Source organism: Corynebacterium sp. (assembly GCF_030532715.1).
Taxonomy (GTDB): domain Bacteria; phylum Actinomycetota; class Actinomycetes; order Mycobacteriales; family Mycobacteriaceae; genus Corynebacterium.
Genome location: NZ_JAUNKO010000008.1, coordinates 34,608 through 51,913, shown reverse-complemented (window position 1 = coordinate 51,913; position 17,306 = coordinate 34,608). Strand labels below are relative to the sequence as shown.

Genomic DNA, 17,306 nt, shown 5'->3' with positions numbered 1-17,306 from the left:
AGCCAGTGGCACACCCCTACAGCAAGCTGGACAAAAACGCCTGCGTGCGCTCGTGCTGCGGATTGTCCAGGACTTGCGCAGGCGTGCCGGCCTCTACCACGGTGCCGTTATCCATAAACACCACCTGGTCACTCACTTCGCGGGCAAAGCCCATCTCGTGGGTGACCACCAGCATCGTCATGCCGGAGGCGGCCAAACCTTTCATCACGTTCAACACCTCGCCCACAAGCTCGGGGTCGAGGGCGGACGTCGGCTCATCGAACAACATCAATTTCGGGTCCATGGCCACGGCGCGGGCAATGGCCACACGCTGCTGCTGGCCACCGGAAAGCTGCAGCGGATACGCATCCGCCTTGTGGGCAAGCCCCACCGACTCCAACAATTCCATCGCCCGCTGACGGGCTTGCGCCTCCGGCTGTTTCTTTACCTGCACGGGGGCTTCGATAATATTCTCAATCACCGTGCGGTGCGGAAACAGGTTGAATTGCTGGAACACCATGCCAATGTCCGCGCGTTGCCGGGCCGCCTCCCGCTCCGAAATTTCGTACAAGGTGCCGTTGCGCTCCTTGTAGCCAATGAGTTCGCCGTCCACGTACAACCGGCCCGCAGTGATCTTTTCCAAATGGTTGACACAGCGCAGCATGGTGGACTTGCCGGAACCGGAAGGGCCAATAAGACAGCTCACGGTACCTTTGGGAACCTGAAGGTCAATACCCTTGAGGATCCTCAGCTGACCGAAGTCTTTACACACCTGCTGGGCGTCGATCATAAGTTCAGACATGGGATTCCTTCTAGTTGTTGTCAACGGTGACGTTCGACGGCGGGACACCCTCAGCGTCCGCCAACGCGGCAAGCTGGCGCGCAGTCAGGTGCCGCGATGCGCCCCGCGAAAAGTAGCTTTCCAGGTAGTACTGGCCCACCATGAGGATGGAAGTGATCACCAAATACCACGTGGCGGCCACCAGCAGCATCGGTACCGGCTCGAACAGACTGTTGGCAATGTCCATGGAGCGTCCGTACAGCTCCAGCGAGTAGGGGACAGCCACCACCAGGGACGTGGTTTTCAGCATGGAAATCAATTCGTTGCCAGTCGGCGGGATAATAATCCGCATCGCCTGCGGCAGCACAGTACGCCGCATGGTTTGCCACCAGCTCATGCCCAACGCTTGAGAGGCTTCAGTTTGCCCCTCCGGAATCGCCTGAATACCGGCACGCACAATCTCTGCCATATAGGCAGATTCGTTCAAACCCAAGCCGATTACGGCGAGGAAAAACGCATTCTTCAACACATTCTGCAGGTCGATTTCAGCAAACCCGAGGTTGATACTCTGGTAAATGGAACCTGCCAAGCCCCAAAACACCAGCTGCACATACACTGGGGTGCCCCGAAACACCCACAGGTAACCCCAGCTCACCGCGCGCAGCACCGGGTTGGGGGACATGCGCAACACCGCCAAAATAGCGCCGAGCACCACGCCAATGAGCATGGCAAGTACCGTGAGCGCCAACGTATGCAGCGCCGCATTCGCCACCCGGGTGTCAAACAAGTATGCGCGGTAGGTGGCCCAACCGTAAGCCTCGTTTGTGGCTGCGGAGAATGCGAACCAGATCGCCAGCAGCGCTAACACGCCGGCGGTGATCCACCGCCCCGGATGCGGAAGGGACTTCGCCTCGATGGGTTTCGGAGTCGCGGGGGAACTCATGATTTATCCTTTCCGGGTTTCGAACCGGCAACAGGCTCACCATTAATCATGGCGTGCTCGACGAGGCCGTCTTCCAAGCCCCACTGGTTGAGAATCCGGTCATACTCGCCGGACTCGATCAAATATTGGAGCGCGGCCGCCAACGCGGGCCCCAGCTCCGAGTCTTTCTTCACGGGCCAGCCGTATTGCGCGGCGTCGAAAATCTCGCCGATCAATTCGAGACGGCCGTCGGAGCGGGCAACTGCCCACGCCGCCACCGGAGAATCCGCGGAAAACGCGTCCGCGCGCCCCAAAATCGCCGACGTCGCCGCCGCATCCGAAGCATCATAGGCGAGCTTCTCAATCGGTTCCTTACCCGCCGCCACGCAAGCCTCGCTGCGGCCGGTGACATCATCAGTATCCGACACCGTCGTGCGCTGCACGGCCACCACGCGGCCGCACGCATCGTCAGGGTCAATGCTCACCCCCGGGCGGGCCGCCCACTGAATCCCCGCGTTCAGATAATTGACAAAATCGTAGTTCTTGCGGCGCTCCTCAGTGTCAGTGAAACCACTCGCGCCGAAATCCACCGTGCCAGCGGAAACCGCCGGGAGGATCAGGCTGAAATCCTGATCCTTCACCTCCAACTCAAGGCCCATCACGGAAGCGGCCGCGCGCGCAAGATCAATATCAAACCCGATGATCTCGCCGTGCGAATCTTTAAACTCAGCCGGCGCGAACGGAGGATTCGTGCCAATGGAAATCGTGCCACGCTTGGCAATCTCCGGCGGCACTAACGCCTGCACTTCGGCAACGGGGGCCGGGGTGATCGGCTCCCAACCGTCAGGGTGGCCGCCTTCCACATTGGTAACGCAGCCGCCGAGGAACGCAGCCACGGCCACCACCGCAGCAACAAGCCACGGTGGGCGTGTAGGTGAACGCAAACTCATGCGCATAAATGTAACATATGCATCCGCCTGTGGCGATATTCGCGCGCACCCAGGCGTTTTTACTCGTGTTTTGCCCCCGGCGCCGGTGCATACTTTTCAGCAATAATCGTCAGCGCAACAATAGCGGCGCCTAAGGCCATAAACCCGAAAATCTTCACCGCATTATCCGCAGGCGCAAGCAACGCCGCATCGCTGGACTGCCACGGCCACAGCGCACGCATCGACCCCAACATCAGCCCCGCCATCGTAAACAAAGTCACCGTGCGATGATGCTCCAACAAGTAATTCAACAACCGAATAAACAACGCAATACCAGTCATCGCGCCCAAAGCGAACACCAAAATGACGGTAATATCGCGGTCTTTAATCGCACCAATCACCGGCGCGTACAATCCCACCGCAAGCAGGAAAAACGAACCCGAAACGCCCGGCAACACCAACGCGCAAATCGCAATAGCCGCCGCCCCAAAAATAATCAACAGCGACGGATCCTGCCGCTCCGCAGACGTAAACCCAGTGCCCCAAAACGTTACCGCCGCAGCCAGCAGCATCATCGGCACCGCCACAATCGCCTTAGCTTTGAAATCAGCGCGGTCGGCCATACGCACCGGCACGATAATCGACACAGCCACCATGCCCATAAACAACGCGCGCGAAACCTCAGGGTGATGCTCCACAAAATCATGCATCACCCCCGCCATGCCAAACACAGTGAGAATCATGCCCACGCCCACCGGGATCAGCAGCCACCAATCCACCTCGCGCAGCTTCTCAGCCGCCAACTTAGGGTGGGTAACAGCGGTTTTCGCGGTGGATATCAGCTGGTTGCCCGCGAACAATGCGCGCTCATAAATGCCCACAACCAGCGCGATGGTACCGCCGGAAACACCAGGCACCAGCTCTGCCATAGCGATCAAACCGCCACGGATCACATTGAGCAAAACTTGCAGCGGTTGCTTTGTTGATCGGGTAAGCACAGGGGTGTCTACATTCACGAAGAATCCTTTGAACTTTTTGTAAGAGGAAAACGCACAATCACTCTACGTGGTTTCAGCCCAGCTTATCGACGCCGCGCCAACCAAAAGTGAGCAGAAACACGAACCGTTTCCCGCTGTGGCGCTTCCCGGCTAGGAGGTGTGCTTCACCCTAGGTAGCCCCATCGTCGATGGGAGTCGGCCCCGCGTCCGCCACCGAAGCCGCGCGCGCCCCAACACCCCAAGGCCATACAACGTCACCGCAATCGGAATGGCGTGCACCACGCTCGCGTGCTCGCTCAGCAAACAAACCTGGATGGCCAGCAGGCACAATATCGACAGGATAACGATGCGCACATCCAATTGGTCTTTCGTGCATTCATCGGGATGCTTCAGCATCGGTCCGGCCTCCTTTAATCCTCTCCTTCGTAGCACCTACTACCATTGAAAAACCGCAGGTGAGGATCAGTCAAGGGCCTGCTGAAAGTGATATTCGATGGAGACAAAACCGCAATGTTTGCGGCGTTTGACCGTGTCGGGCGCCTGCTGGGGTAATAGTAAAATTTTCAAAATACACCTGTTAAATCTTTTACAGGTGTAAAAAACCATTTTGGATATATACCCCAGCGCCATAACCGCGGCCCACACGACGCAACAAACCCCCTTGCGTAGGCGCAACATGGCGCTCCAGCAAGGGGGTATTTTGGTGCCCCAGGTGAGAGTCGAACTCACACTGGACGGGTTTTGAATCCGTTGCCTCTGCCAATTGGGCTACTGGGGCGTCCGCTGCGTGGATGATGTTAGCGCATTGCGCCGAGAACGCGAAATCGGCGGTTTTGGTGCGCTACCCCAACAGTTCCCCCAGTGGTATCCCAACAGGTGTGCGGTTGGTGCCGCGCGGTGGTTGGGTTGGTGGTTTAGAATCGGGCGAGTGACTGAAACCCAACCTCGCCTCATGCTTATTGACGGCCACTCGATGGCCTTCCGCGCGTTTTACGCACTGCCAGCCGAGAATTTTTCCACTACGGGTGGGCAGCATACGAACGCTGTGTACGGTTTCCTTTCGATGTTGACCACGTTGCTGAAGGAGGAGCGCCCGACGCACATTGCGGTTGCGTTTGACGTTGGCCGCAAAACGTTTCGAACGGAGATGTTTCCGGAGTATAAGGCGCAGCGGGAGGCGGCACCGGAGGAGTTCCGTGGCCAGGTGGAGTTGATCCAGAATGTGCTTTCCTCGCTGGGAATTGTCACTATGCAGCTGGAGAATTACGAGGCTGACGATATTATTGCCACGCTCGCCACGGCTGCGGGTTCGCTTGAGTTTGAAACTTTGGTGGTTACCGGTGACCGGGATTCTTTCCAGTTGGTGAATGATTCCACCACGGTGCTGTATCCGATGCGTGGGGTGAGTGTGTTGCATCGTTTTACTCCGGCTGCGGTGGAGGAGAAGTATGGTTTGACGCCGGTGCAGTATCCGGATTTTGCCGCGTTGCGTGGGGATCCTTCGGATAATCTTCCGAATATTCCGGGGGTGGGGGAGAAGACTGCGACGAAGTGGATTAAGGAGTATGGTTCGCTCGATAATCTGCTCGAGCACGCGGAGGAGATTAAGGGGCGTGCGGGGAATAATTTCCGTGAGCGGTTGGATCAGGTGCGGATGAACCGCAAGTTGACGGAGATGGTCAAGGACCTGGAGTTGCCGTATGGGCCCGCCGAGCTTGAGTTTCGCCCCGCGAATGTTTCGGAGATTGCGGAGAAGTTTGATGAGCTGCAATTTGGCACTAACTTGCGTGAGCGTGTGCTGAGTGTGATTGACGCGGGCGAATCCACCTCTGTGGAAGTGGCGGAGGCGGCCGAAATTGTTATCGATTCCGAGCCGGTGCGTACATGGTTGCCCCGCCGCGAGAACCAGGCGCTTGCGATGGCGGTGTCGGGTGTTGCTACCCCCGGCGAAGGTGATGCTTGGGCGCTCGCGCTTCTCGACGTCGATTACCACGCCGTGGTCGTCGATCTGCGGGAGATCAGCGGTGAAGATGAGCTGGTCCTTGCGGAGTGGTTGGCTTCCGAGCGGCCGAAGTTGGTGCACGGCGCTAAGCCTATCTATCACATGCTGTTCGGCCGTGGGTTCGAATTGGGCGGTGTGATTCACGATACGGCCATTGCGGCGTATTTGCTGCGCCCTGGCCAGCGGACGTATGAGTTGAAAGATGTGTTGCAGCGGCATTTGCAGCGGCAGCTTCCTGAGCCGCAGTCGGGTCAGTTGTCTTTGTTGGATGCGCCGGATAATTCTCGCGAACTTGTTGATGAAGCGGCGGCTACTTACGATCTCGTGATTGCGCTGACGAAAGAACTGCAGGCGATCGATTCCTTTGAGTTGTACCAGGATTTAGAGGTTCCGTTGGCGGGTGTGCTTGCCCGCATGGAGCAGGCGGGCATTGCTGTGAATGTTGCCCGCCTTGAGGAACAGCGTGAGGTTTTTATTGATCGAGTTTCCGAGGCGGAGACTGCCGCGCGTGAACTGGCGGGCGATCCGTCGTTGAATCTTTCGAGCCCGAAGCAGCTGCAAGTGGTGCTGTTTGAGACTCTCGGTATGCCGAAAACCAAGAAGACCAAGACGGGGTATTCCACTGCCGCGAAGGAAATTGAAGCTCTTGCGGTGAATTCCCCGCACCCGTTTTTGGATCATTTGCTGGCGCACCGCGAGTACCAGAAAATGAAAACGACGCTTGATGGGTTAATTAAGGCGGTCCAGCCGGACGGTCGTATCCGTACCACTTTCCAGCAGACTGTGACCTCTACGGGGCGGCTGAGTTCCACGGATCCCAACTTGCAGAACATCCCGGTGCGTACGCCTGACGGACGTAAAATTCGCTCCGCATTTGTGGCGAACAATGATTCGGATGTGTTGATTACTGCGGATTATTCGCAGATTGAAATGCGTGTGATGGCGCATTTGTCGGCGGATCCGGGGCTGATTGAGGCCTATTCGCAAGGTGAAGACCTCCACAACTATGTGGGTTCCAAGGTGTTTAACGTGGGTATCGACGAGGTTACGCCGGAGCTGCGGCGTCGAGTGAAGGCGATGTCGTACGGCTTGGTGTACGGGCTGTCCGCGTTTGGTTTGTCCCAACAATTGGGCATTGCCCCGGGTGAAGCGAAGGTCATCATGGAAACCTACTTCGAACGTTTTGGTGGGGTGAAGCGCTATCTTGATTCGGTGGTTGAGCAGGCGCGCCGCGATGGCTACACTTCCACGTTGTTTGGTCGCCGCCGCTACTTGCCGGAATTGACTTCTGATAATCGAGTGGCGCGCGAAAACGCTGAACGTGCCGCGTTGAATGCGCCTATCCAGGGGACTGCCGCTGACATTATTAAAGTGGCGATGGTGCGTATCGACGCCGCGTTCAAGGAGCATAACCTTGCTTCTGAAATGTTGCTGCAAGTCCACGACGAGTTGGTGATCAATGCGGTGCCTGAGGAGCTTGAGCAAGTGAAAGCCATCCTCGAACGGGAAATGGACCAAGCGATCAAGCTTTCGGTTCCGTTGGAGGTTTCGGTTGGCGTTGGACCTGATTGGGATGCTGCCGCCCATTAGTGTCGCTCATGAGTGTTCGCCGATGAATGACTGTTTGCGCTCATTACGACGAGGTATTTTGCCATTTTTGTTACGCATGCCGTGCTTATATTTTGCCAATAATTACAGCAATAGATTCGAATAATATAGTGAGAATGTGGCGGCGGGGTAACGCGTTTGCTGCTGGCTTCGATAGTCTTAATGAAAGAACTCATTAAGCGTGAATTGGTGTCAATGTTTTTCCGATGAACAGTAATTCAATACCGTGTAGCTGATTGCGTAGCCGGTTGTTGTGAGCGTTTCTAATGCGGCAAAGTTGGGTGCGCAACGGCAGGGCCAAAGGAGATGATTTCAATGACACGGCGAAGCATCAAGCTATTTCGAACAGCTGCGGTAAGCGTTGCGATTGCTTGCGCGTTGGTTGCTTGTGATGGCGGAACTACTGGACAAAATGCGGCGGGCGATCAAAGCTCGGCTGTGCAGTCAACGGCAGGTGGCAGCGTTTCGGGCACAACTGATGCTGCGGGGACAACTGCGGATTCCCTTGCTGTGACCATGACGAGCGAGGAGTCCGCGATGTCGGAAGCCGCCGGTGGGGACGGCAAGTGCGCCAACCTTACCGGCCAGGAGGCGCTGGAAATGTATAAGGACACTGTGCCTCCGCCATTCCCTAGCAACACTGATCCGGTTGAGAATCACTGGAGCTCAAACAGCCCCACGGACACCTACGATCCGTGTGCGAAGCTGTCGTGGATTGTGCTGAAGATTGATGGCGGTACTGCCTCGTCACCGCACCAAGTGTTGATTTTCCGGAGGGGACATTTCCTCACGCGGATCACTGAGGAGGCGTTTGCGTTCGAGCCAGTGGAGATTACCCGTATCCACGGGGATAGCGGAATCTCCATTACGTTCCGTTATGCCTTGGACGGGGAGTCGAACGCTGAATCGTCTGGCCGGATTAGCGCAGGAATCACCTTGGATGATTCCGAGCGGCAGATCACTCGCACCGGCGATGTGCCACCCGGCAGCAAGTGGGCGATGTAGTTTGCCATTTCGGTTTCGGCGCTAGCGTTGCGCGATGAACTCGCGGGGTGACGGTGTGCATGTACGCCGCCACCCCGCGATTGTTGCCGGTTCTTTTTCGCGTATCTTGTGTGCGTTTGGGTGTCGAGTGAAAATGCCGTAATTGCACGAAATTAGTGTTTACGGTGGGGTTCGCGTAGCGTGAAAGCCCAGTGCATGAGGAAGGAAACGTGCGTGAAAAAGATTCTCGTTCGTGGCGCGATTGTTTGTGTGGTGCTCGCGGTCGTGGCGGCTGGGGGAGTGTATTTATATATTCGCTCATTGTTGCCCGCTCAAGAAGAGCGGATTTCGTTTGGGAATGATAAAATCCTGAACAGTATTGATGCGCAATTGGCGGATGTAGATGTCGCCGCGGTGGAAAAGAAAACAGATCAAATTTACAACAAATCAATATCGGAATTGCAGGCGTTAGTTCGGCAGGAAGCGTTGACGTACGAGGAAATTGTTGCTTTCTACTTGTTGCGTATTCGTCAGTTGGATCAGAACGCAGACGGTATTAATTCGGTGAGTGAAATTAATCCGAAAGCTATGGAGCAGGCGCGCGCGAAAGATGCGGAGTACCGGGACGCGATTGGGCGGGGTGACAGCCTGGAGGATTTGTTCGGCATGCCGGTGTTATTGAAAGAAAACATCAATACGAGTGATATGCCGACGAGCGCCGGCACGCACGCTTTGCGTGACTTTGTCCCGGACGTGGACGCGCCGTTTGTGCGCCAATTGCGCGGGCGAGGCGCAATTGTGTTGGGGAAAACGAACCTTTCGGAGTTGTCGAATTTCATGTCCACGAAGAATCCCAGCGGGTATAGCGGCAAAAAGGGGCAAACCCACAATCCGTTTGGGCCGCTAGAAATTTCGCCGCTGGGTTCCAGTTCTGGGAGTGCCGCTGCGATGGCGTTGGATTTGGCGGCGGTCTCGTTTGGTTCGGAAACTACTGGGTCCATTATGGCCCCTGCGAGTGTGCATTCCGTGGTGGGTTTCAAACCGACCAAAGATAATATTGATGCCGGTGGGGTGGTCCCGATTTCGTCCACCCTGGATACAATCGGGCCGCTTGGTAAGCGTGTCGAGGATGTGGTTGCCGCCTATAATGCCGCCGCAACGACGCCGGTGACACCGAAATTGTCGGGAAACCCGTTTGAGGGGAAGCGGGTGGGAGTCGCTCAGGGCCTCCCTGAGGACTTTGCCGCGAACCTGAAGGCTGCGCTGGAGTTCTTGGGTGCGACGGTCGTCGAGATGCAGGTTGATGAAACGGACCTCGATAACACGGTGATTTTGTTCAACGATTTCGAGCGGGACTTCAACGCGTGGCTTACGGAACACAAGGCCCCCATCTCGTCGCTGGTGGCGCTGGCCGAGTACAACAGGCAGGACCCCGAAACCCGAATGCGCTACGGGCAAAATCTGGTGGAGCAGAGCCTTTCGTATTCCGAGCACGACGATGCAAAGGTGGCGAACATGGTACGCACGGCGCAATCGAGGTTGGATTTAATCATGGCGGAGCACAACGTCGATGTGATCGTCTCCAAGGACAACGATAGTGTGCTGGTGCCGTGTATTGCGGGCGCGCCTGAAATTACCGTGCCGTTTGGTACTTATGACGGCAAGCCTGCCGGGGCGATGTTCTTCGCACAGCGGGGCGCGGATACGAAGCTCTTGGAGTACGCGTATGCGTTCGAGCAGCATACGAAGCGTCGGCACACGCCGCCTACTCGTGAGGCTGGTTAGGTTCGCCCGGCAGCGTGGCAACGAAGATTGCCGTGCCTGGGAACAATGCGCCGCGTAACGGTGACCATTGGCCCCAAGTTTCCGTAAGGTTGTTTGGCCATTCCGGTTCGATCAGGTCGGTGAGGATGAATCCTGCGCCGATAAGTTCACGTACGCGGTCACCGAGGGTGCGGTGGTGTTCCACATAGGTGGCCGCGCCGGTGACTGAGTCGCGTTCCACATAGGGTGTGCGGTCGAAATAGCTGGTGTACACGGTTAATCCCGTCACGCCGGGGTCGTCTGGGAAAATCCACCGCATGGGGTGGGTGATGGAGAAGACGAATTTTCCGCCGGGGCGGAGCACGCGGGCCACTTCGTGCATGAGCGCTGCGGAGTCGGCGACGAAGGGGATGGCGCCGAAGGCGGAGAACGCGACGTCGAAACTGTTTGTGGCGTATGGCATGGCGGTGGCGTCTGCCTGCACGAGGGGAATGCGCGGGGAGCGACCAAAGTTGAGCATGTTTGCGGAGATGTCGAATGCGGTGATAAAGCCTACGCCGTCCTCGGCGAGCCAGCGGGAGCAGGGCGCGGATCCGCAGCCTATTTCGAGGACGTCGAGGGTGGAGACATCGCCGAGTAAACGAATGTCTTTTTCGTGGAGCATTTCGGGGCACCAATAAAATCCTTGTAGATAGTTTGCGTGCTGTGCGTGATAATCCGCCGCGTCTAAGTCCCACCAATAGCGATTTGCGCGGGCGGATTCTCGGTGATCGGGTTCGGCCCCGGTGAAGTTGCTCATAGCGTGCGATTCTATTTGCTTTAGCTGGGCAAACGCTGTAGCTTTGAAAGAGCGTGTCTGTGCTCGCTGGTGCGTTTCGCTTACATAGGAGGGTGAAATTCGGTGGCGGGCGGGATCAAATCCTGATGGTTATCAGTATTTTTGAGAGACTCGCTTCCTGTCCGTTTTCTATTCCTATCCGCATTCGGAGCACTTTATATGCCCACCAACAACACCCCTCAGGTTGCCATCAACGACATCGGCACCGCTGAGGACTTCCTCGCCGCAGTCGACGCAACCATCAAGTACTTCAACGATGGCGATATCGTGGAAGGTACCGTCGTCAAGGTTGACCGCGATGAGGTACTGCTCGACATCGGCTACAAGACCGAGGGCGTGATTCCCTCCCGCGAGCTTTCCATCAAGCACGATGTCGATCCGGGCGAGGTCGTCCAGGTCGGCGATGAGATCGACGCTCTGGTGTTGACCAAGGAGGATAAGGAAGGCCGCCTCATCCTTTCCAAGAAGCGCGCCCAGTACGAGCGTGCCTGGGGTGCCATTGAGGAACTCAAGGAGAAGGACGAGCCGGTTACCGGTACCGTCATCGAGGTTGTCAAGGGTGGTCTCATCCTGGACATTGGCCTGCGCGGTTTCCTTCCTGCTTCCCTCGTTGAAATGCGTCGCGTTCGTGACCTGGATCCCTACATTGGCCAGGAAATCGAAGCGAAGATCATTGAGCTGGACAAGAACCGCAACAATGTTGTGCTTTCTCGTCGTGCGTGGCTCGAGCAGACGCAGTCCGAGGTTCGTTCCGAGTTCCTCCACCAGCTGCAGAAGGGCCAGGTCCGCAAGGGCGTTGTGTCCTCCATCGTCAACTTCGGCGCGTTCGTCGATTTGGGCGGCGTCGACGGTCTGGTGCACGTTTCCGAGCTTTCTTGGAAGCACATTGATCACCCGTCCGAGGTTGTCACCGTCGGCGACGAGGTTACCGTTGAGGTGCTCGACGTTGATCTTGACCGCGAGCGTGTTTCGCTGTCGCTGAAGGCCACCATGGAAGATCCGTGGCGCGTGTTTGCCCGCACTCACGCCGTGGGCCAGATTGTTCCCGGCAAGGTCACCAAGCTGGTTCCGTTCGGTGCGTTTGTCCGCGTCGAGGAAGGCATCGAAGGCCTCGTCCACATCTCCGAGTTGGCTGAGCGCCACGTCGAGGTGCCGGACCAGGTTGTCGGCGTTGGTGAAGAGGCAATGGTCAAGGTGATTGATATTGACCTTGAGCGCCGCCGCATTTCCTTGTCGCTGAAGCAGGCCGACGAGGACTACACCGAAGAATTCGACCCGTCCAAGTACGGCATGGGTGATTCTTACGATGAGCAGGGTAACTACATCTTCCCCGAAGGCTTCGACCCCGAGACCAACGAATGGCTCGAAGGCTTCGACGCTCAGCGTCAAGAGTGGGAGGCGCGCTACGCAGAGTCCGAGCGTCTCTTCCAGCTGCACACCGCTCAGATCGAACGCCACCGCAACGCGGCCGACGCCGCAGCGGAGTCGAATGCAAGCGAGTACTCTTCTGACGCTGCGGAGGCACCTGCAGCTGCAGAGGCCGCCGAGGTGAGTGGCTCGCTGGCTTCCGATGAGCAGCTCGCCGCATTGCGCGAAAAGCTCGCCGGCAACTAGGCCGTAACTAGTTACGCGAACGACGCCCTTGCACGTTCCTAGCAATAGGAACTGCGGGGCGTTTTTTGCGCGCTGGGCGTCGTCAAGGGTGTAGCGGTACCCCCGCCGTTTGGGGCGTGTGGGGTGTTCGGTTGTCAAGGTTGGCACCCATTGTGCCGCGCCTGCTGCTGGTTGTTGTGTGTGCGAGGGTGCGGGTTTCTGTAAGGTGTAGCGTCGCCGCACCGCTTCTCGACGCCCTCCTCACAATCGAAACAATATTCGTTGCGGCGGTTGGGGGTTTGGGCGTGAATCTAAGGGTGGGATTCGCCCATTTGGTCGTCTCTGCCGACGGAACGTGTTGGTCTCCTAGGTTTTGAAAAGCCCTTGTTTACGCAATCGTGTGTTCTATATTTTCGGAGTTCTGAATCGTGAAACTATCGGCAGGGCGGGCTCACCTCATGTGGCGGAGGTCATAACCAGCTGGGGCATTGAATGTTCCTGCAAATTCGGCTAATTGGTCTGATGAGTGTTCGGTAGGGCTGTGTCGGTCTTTCGCAACATTTTCGGGTGGTGGTGGGGTCCGCAGAAGCCCGATCGATCTTGGATTTCGTTGGGAACGGGCATATGATAGTCGAGAGAGTCGAATAATGCGGGCACAGATGGGCATTGCTCGGACGTTCGACTATAACCCTCGCATTTCCGTGAACAGCGGACAGCGGGGGATCATATCCAGTGCAACCTTCCTGTGGTGGCGTCCGCGTGAAATGCGCTGAAGGGGGGTTCTCAAAAAGAAAGGTGTGTTCGTGGCCTCAAAAACACTGACCACGTCGCAGTTTATCCTCGAAAAGGTAGGCGGCGCAGCGAACATTACGAGTCTGACTCACTGTGCAACGCGTTTGCGGTTCCAGCTGGTGGATCAAAGTTTGGTTGACCAGAAGGCTCTGGACAGCAATCCCGACGTCCTAGGTGTGGTGCCGCAAGGCACTACCGGCCTCCAGGTGGTTATGGGCGGTGGCGTCGCTGATTATTACCAAGGCATTATGCAGCAGCCGGGCATGGGCGAAGGGGAACGCCCCAAGGCCGATTCGGGAGGGAAGGACTATGGCGGCGTCCGCGGCAAGTACGGATGGATCGATTACTCGTTTGAATTCCTGTCAGACACGTTCCGTCCCGTCCTGTGGGCACTGCTTGGCGCCTCGCTCATCATCACGCTGCTGGTGCTGTGCGACACCTTCGGCATTCAAGATTTCCGTGCCGAAGAGCAGCCGCCTACCTTCCAGTTCATGCACGCCATGTGGCGCAGCGTGTTCTACTTCCTGCCGGTCATGGTCGGCGCAACCGCTGCCCGCAAACTCGGCGCTAACGAGTGGGTCGGTGCGGCAATCCCGGCGGCGCTTCTGACGCCCGAGTTTTTGAAGATGAAGGAACTGCCGGAAACGGTCGTGACCCTGAACGACGTCGGCACCGAAATCTACACCGTCGACGTTTTCGGTATCCCCATGGTGCTCAGCGACTACGGCGGACAGGTGTTCCCGCCGATTTTGGCCGCAATCGCATTGTTCTGGCTGGAAAAACTGCTGAAGAAGATCATCCCAACCGCCGTGCACATGGTGTTCGTACCGTTCTTCTCGCTGCTGATCCTGATTCCAGCCACCGCATTCCTGCTCGGCCCCTTCGGTATCGGTGTGGGTAACGGCATCTCCGCTTTCCTCGGTGCCGTCAACGGATTCTCGCCGCTGATTCTGGCGATCGTCGTGCCGCTGTTGTACCCATTCCTCGTGCCGCTTGGTTTGCACTGGCCACTCAACGCGATCATGATTCAGAACATTGCGACCTTGGGTTATGACTTCATCCAAGGCCCAATGGGTGCCTGGAACTTTGCCTGCTTCGGTGTTGTTTCCGGCGTCCTGTTCGTGTCCATGAAGGAACGCAACCGCCAGATGCGTCAGGTTTCCTTCGGTGGCATGATGGCCGGTCTCCTTGGCGGTATTTCTGAACCCTCCCTCTACGGTGTGCTGTTGCGCTTCCGGAAGTCCTACATGCGCCTGCTGCCAGGGTGTTTCGCTGGCGGCGTGATTATGGGCCTGTTCGACGTGAAAGCCCACGCCTTCGTGTTCACCTCGCTGCTCACCATTCCCGCGATGGAGCCGATGGGTGGCTACGCTATCGGTATCGCCGTGGCGTTCCTCACCTCCTTCTTCCTGGTGATTTTCTTCGACTATCGCACTGCGGAAGAACGGGACAATATGCGCGCCGAAAATGAGGCATTGCTTGCGGAAGAGCGTGGTGAGCAAGTTCCAGCGGTCCCCGCTCCCGCCCCTGCCGCCGCTGTAGCTGGTGGCGCAGCCGCCGCAGGTACCGCGTTGAAAGAAGCCCCGGTGGTTACCGAGCTGGCGGCCGGCACCCAGGTGCTTATCAAGTCGCCGCTCGCTGGCCGCGCGATCCCGTTGGCAGATGTTCCGGATGAAGTCTTTGCTGGCGAGCGCGTCGGCAAGGGCGTGGCCATCGAACCGACCGGCAATACCGTCGTGGCCCCCGCGGACGGCAAAGTGCTTATGGTGCAAAAGTCCGGGCACGCTATCGCGCTGAAACTGGAGTCCGGTGTGGATCTGCTCATCCACGTCGGTCTGGACACTGTGCAACTCAACGGCAAGGGCTTCGAGGTGCACGTCACCCGCAAGCAGCAGGTGAAGGCCGGCGATCCGCTGGTTACCTTCGACCGCGCCGTCATTAAGGAAGCGGGCTACCCGTTGACTACACCTGTGTTGGTGACCAACCATGCGAAGTACGAGTCCGTCGTTGGCAAACCCGCTGAGATCGTGACTGGCGATACTGCCATTATCGAGGTGACCGCCTAGCCCCTAGGCGAAAACCCCGCCCAGAGTTCGGAAGCCCACCCGAACTCTGGGCTTTTTCACGTTCGTGGCGGCTGGGGCAGATTTCCGCCCGTCGGCATTGATAGTAGCCTTGACGTGGCAATAGTTAGTAACTAACATTCTCTTTCATGGGACGTTGGACGCGTACACACCAGCAGTTGCAGGATGCGGCATTGGAGTTGTTTGCTCGTCATGGCTTTCGGGCCACCACGACGGCGCAGGTCGCGCGAGCCGCTGGGGTGAGTGAGATGACTTTGTTTCGGCATTTTCCTACCAAGGAGCACCTGCTGCTTGGGGATTCGTTCGACCCGCTTATCGCGGAAGCCGTCCGCGATCGCCCAGCGAGTGAATCCCCGATGCAGGCGGTGGCTCGTGGACTTGCCTGTGCGCTGGAAACGCTGGACGAATCGGCAATTACTTGCCGCTTGCGGCTCGTGGCGGACGCTGGGTTGTCGGCGAATGTGATTGCCCGCCATAACGAGCCGACCGTTGTGGTGATTGCTGAGGCGTTGGTTGCTCGTGGCGAGTCGCGGTTGCGTGCGCAGGTCATTGCCGCCGCCGCAATTGCCGGTTTGAGTGAAGGGCTTTTGGTTTGGGCGGCCGCGAGTACCGTGTCGCTGCGCGACGCCATCGCCGAGATTTTTCAAGCGTTGGATTGCTCATGTTAAGCGTGCGTGGCCTTGGGTTTGCTCCGCTTGGGCTTCGGGACGTGAGTTTCGATGTCCCAGCCGGGGGCATCGTTGCGGTGGTGGGGCCGAATGGGGCTGGGAAAACTACGTTGTTGCGGTGCGTGTTGGGTTTCAAGCGCCCCACCGCAGGTGTGGTTTCACGCCCCGCAACCGTGGGATGTTTGATCGAGGGCGCCGCCGGCTACCCGGAGCTTTCAGCCCGCCAGAATTTGGTGATCGGGGCGAAGCTGCACGGGGTTGACCATGGTGCGGTGGTGGGTCCGGCGCTGCGCACGTGGGGGCTGGGTGAAGTCGCAGAACGAAGGTTCGGGAATTTATCCCAAGGGCTGCAGCAACGGGTCGGGTTGGCTCGTGCCACGCAGCACCGGCCGGAGTTGCTGGTATTGGATGAACCGACGAATGCCTTGGACCCGCTTGGCGTGGTGTTGTTACGCGAGCAGCTGCTCGATCACGCGCGGGCGGGTGCGGCGGTGTTGGTGAGTAGCCATCACCTCGACGAGGTTGCTCGCATCGCCCGCCGAATTTTGGTGTTGAACCGTGGCTGTGTGATCGGCGAAATTGACCCCGCCCAGCCAGACATTGAACGAGAGTTTTTCGCAAAGGTGGTTGAAGATGAGCACCAACACCGCGCTCGCCGTTGAGTTCCTCAAGTTCCGGCAATCTCGTGTCGGCCGGATCGGCAGCGCAATGTATTTGGTGGGCACGGTGTGCTTGCTCGGCGTGGTCACATTTGGCTTGCGAACTGGCAACGAGCAGTTGATAGCCAAGGCGGGCCCTGGTGTGACGCAGGATTGGTCGGGGTTGATGGTGATAGCCCAGCAGTTGGTGACTGCCGGTGGTTTGCTCACTGCTGGGGTCGTGCTCACGTGGTTGTTCGCGCGTGAGTTTAGTGACCGCACCTTGCCGATTTTGCTGGTTGCCACCGTGACGAGGTTCCAAGTCGCGGCGGCGAAATTGGCGGTATTTGTGGGTTGGGCGGCGTCGATAAGCGCGGCGGTCACAGTGGTCGTTTACGTGTTCGGTTTGGTGCTTGGGTATGTGCCGGATTGGCGGCTGGCAGCAGTGTGGGCGCATGGGATGGCTGCGATGCTGTGCGCGGCTCCGGTGGCCTGGGTGGCTACCCACTTCCGCTCGCTGTTGGCGGGGGTGGGGGCGACGGTGGTACTGCTGGTGGCGCTGCAGGTATTAGCGCTGGCGGGTGTGCCGGTGACGCTGGCCTGGTGCCTGCCGACGCTCGCCGCTCCCGGGGGAATGCTTACTTTGAGGGCCTGGGCGCGGCTGACGGCCTGAGCTCGTGCGTTTTGGGTTGCGGCCGCGTCTGCAAAATCCTTGTAGGTTGGTGT

The 17,306-nt window shown here is 58.0% G+C and carries 14 protein-coding genes and 1 tRNA gene; 8 read left to right on the top strand and 7 right to left on the bottom strand.

Going from position 1 to position 17,306, the window contains the following annotated elements; all coding sequences use genetic code 11:
* Nucleotides 1-16: 16 nt before the first annotated feature.
* The 6 genes from Q4D83_RS11850 to Q4D83_RS11825 form a co-directional block, all read right to left on the bottom strand.
* Nucleotides 17-781, bottom strand: coding sequence for an amino acid ABC transporter ATP-binding protein (locus tag Q4D83_RS11850; RefSeq protein ID WP_303175516.1), 765 nt, complete (start codon nt 779-781; stop codon nt 17-19).
* 10 nt (nt 782-791) lie between these two features.
* On the bottom strand, nt 792-1,703 hold the full coding sequence (locus Q4D83_RS11845; RefSeq protein ID WP_303175515.1) for an amino acid ABC transporter permease: 912 nt from the start codon (nt 1,701-1,703) through the stop codon (nt 792-794).
* The gene (locus tag Q4D83_RS11840) at nt 1,700-2,632 is read right to left on the bottom strand and encodes an ABC transporter substrate-binding protein (protein ID WP_303175514.1); all 933 of its coding nucleotides are present in this window, start codon (nt 2,630-2,632) and stop codon (nt 1,700-1,702) included. The genes Q4D83_RS11845 and Q4D83_RS11840 overlap by 4 nt, the downstream gene beginning before the upstream one ends.
* Before the next feature lie 59 nt (nt 2,633-2,691).
* Entirely contained in the window at nt 2,692-3,627 is a 936-nt protein-coding gene (locus Q4D83_RS11835; RefSeq protein WP_303175513.1) for a DUF368 domain-containing protein, read from the bottom strand.
* Between the two features lie 132 nt (nt 3,628-3,759).
* Nucleotides 3,760-4,005, bottom strand: coding sequence for a hypothetical protein (locus Q4D83_RS11830; protein ID WP_303175512.1), 246 nt, complete (start codon nt 4,003-4,005; stop codon nt 3,760-3,762).
* A gap of 305 nt (nt 4,006-4,310) precedes the next feature.
* Nucleotides 4,311-4,387 (bottom strand) — tRNA-Leu (locus Q4D83_RS11825).
* A gap of 174 nt (nt 4,388-4,561) precedes the next feature.
* Between Q4D83_RS11825 and polA the strand changes: the two genes are divergently transcribed.
* The 3 genes from polA (at nt 4,562) to Q4D83_RS11810 (ending at nt 9,988) form a co-directional block, all read left to right on the top strand.
* Nucleotides 4,562-7,201, top strand: coding sequence for a DNA polymerase I (gene polA, locus Q4D83_RS11820; RefSeq protein WP_303175545.1), 2,640 nt, complete (start codon nt 4,562-4,564; stop codon nt 7,199-7,201).
* 534 nt (nt 7,202-7,735) lie between these two features.
* Nucleotides 7,736-8,224, top strand: coding sequence for an LppP/LprE family lipoprotein (locus tag Q4D83_RS11815; RefSeq protein ID WP_303175544.1), 489 nt, complete (start codon nt 7,736-7,738; stop codon nt 8,222-8,224).
* A 213-nt stretch (nt 8,225-8,437) separates the two neighbouring features.
* Complete coding sequence (locus Q4D83_RS11810; protein ID WP_303175511.1) at nt 8,438-9,988, top strand: amidase family protein; 1,551 nt, start codon at nt 8,438-8,440, stop codon at nt 9,986-9,988.
* Here Q4D83_RS11810 and Q4D83_RS11805 read toward each other — a convergent pair.
* Nucleotides 9,969-10,766 (bottom strand): class I SAM-dependent methyltransferase, encoded by a 798-nt coding sequence (locus Q4D83_RS11805; RefSeq protein ID WP_303175510.1) that lies wholly within the window; start codon nt 10,764-10,766, stop codon nt 9,969-9,971. The two genes, Q4D83_RS11810 and Q4D83_RS11805, sit on opposite strands and share 20 nt — an antisense overlap.
* Nucleotides 10,767-10,964: 198 nt before the next feature.
* Between Q4D83_RS11805 and rpsA the strand changes: the two genes are divergently transcribed.
* The 5 genes from rpsA to Q4D83_RS11780 all read left to right on the top strand — a co-directional run bounded on the left by rpsA (nt 10,965) and on the right by Q4D83_RS11780 (nt 17,253).
* Nucleotides 10,965-12,419, top strand: a complete 1,455-nt coding sequence (gene rpsA, locus Q4D83_RS11800) for a 30S ribosomal protein S1 (protein WP_303175509.1) — start codon at nt 10,965-10,967, stop codon at nt 12,417-12,419.
* Between the two features lie 782 nt (nt 12,420-13,201).
* Nucleotides 13,202-15,256 carry a glucose PTS transporter subunit IIA gene (locus tag Q4D83_RS11795; protein WP_303175508.1) on the top strand — a complete coding sequence of 685 codons (2,055 nt, stop codon included), beginning with the start codon at nt 13,202-13,204 and terminating at the stop codon, nt 15,254-15,256.
* Between the two features lie 146 nt (nt 15,257-15,402).
* Nucleotides 15,403-15,942, top strand: coding sequence for a TetR/AcrR family transcriptional regulator (locus Q4D83_RS11790; RefSeq protein ID WP_303175507.1), 540 nt, complete (start codon nt 15,403-15,405; stop codon nt 15,940-15,942).
* On the top strand, nt 15,936-16,604 hold the full coding sequence (locus Q4D83_RS11785; RefSeq protein ID WP_303175506.1) for an ABC transporter ATP-binding protein: 669 nt from the start codon (nt 15,936-15,938) through the stop codon (nt 16,602-16,604). Before Q4D83_RS11790 ends, Q4D83_RS11785 begins: the two co-directional genes overlap by 7 nt.
* The gene (locus Q4D83_RS11780; RefSeq protein ID WP_303175505.1) at nt 16,576-17,253 is read left to right on the top strand and encodes an ABC transporter permease; all 678 of its coding nucleotides are present in this window, start codon (nt 16,576-16,578) and stop codon (nt 17,251-17,253) included. The genes Q4D83_RS11785 and Q4D83_RS11780 overlap by 29 nt, the downstream gene beginning before the upstream one ends.
* Nucleotides 17,254-17,306: the final 53 nt, after the last annotated feature.

Bases quoted from the DNA above. Each gene is read 5' to 3' on its own strand.
- Q4D83_RS11850 (WP_303175516.1), bottom strand. From the start codon at position 781: ATGTCTGAACTTATGATCGACGCCCAGCAGGTGTGTAAAGACTTCGGT.
- Q4D83_RS11845 (WP_303175515.1), bottom strand. From the start codon at position 1,703: ATGAGTTCCCCCGCGACTCCGAAACCCATCGAGGCGAAGTCCCTTCCG.
- Q4D83_RS11840 (WP_303175514.1), bottom strand. From the start codon at position 2,632: ATGAGTTTGCGTTCACCTACACGCCCACCGTGGCTTGTTGCTGCGGTG.
- Q4D83_RS11830 (WP_303175512.1), bottom strand. From the start codon at position 4,005: ATGCTGAAGCATCCCGATGAATGCACGAAAGACCAATTGGATGTGCGC.
- polA (WP_303175545.1), top strand. From the start codon at position 4,562: ATGCTTATTGACGGCCACTCGATGGCCTTCCGCGCGTTTTACGCACTG.
- Q4D83_RS11815 (WP_303175544.1), top strand. From the start codon at position 7,736: ATGACGAGCGAGGAGTCCGCGATGTCGGAAGCCGCCGGTGGGGACGGC.
- Q4D83_RS11805 (WP_303175510.1), bottom strand. From the start codon at position 10,766: ATGAGCAACTTCACCGGGGCCGAACCCGATCACCGAGAATCCGCCCGC.
- rpsA (WP_303175509.1), top strand. From the start codon at position 10,965: ATGCCCACCAACAACACCCCTCAGGTTGCCATCAACGACATCGGCACC.
- Q4D83_RS11790 (WP_303175507.1), top strand. From the start codon at position 15,403: ATGGGACGTTGGACGCGTACACACCAGCAGTTGCAGGATGCGGCATTG.
- Q4D83_RS11785 (WP_303175506.1), top strand. From the start codon at position 15,936: ATGTTAAGCGTGCGTGGCCTTGGGTTTGCTCCGCTTGGGCTTCGGGAC.
- Q4D83_RS11780 (WP_303175505.1), top strand. From the start codon at position 16,576: ATGAGCACCAACACCGCGCTCGCCGTTGAGTTCCTCAAGTTCCGGCAA.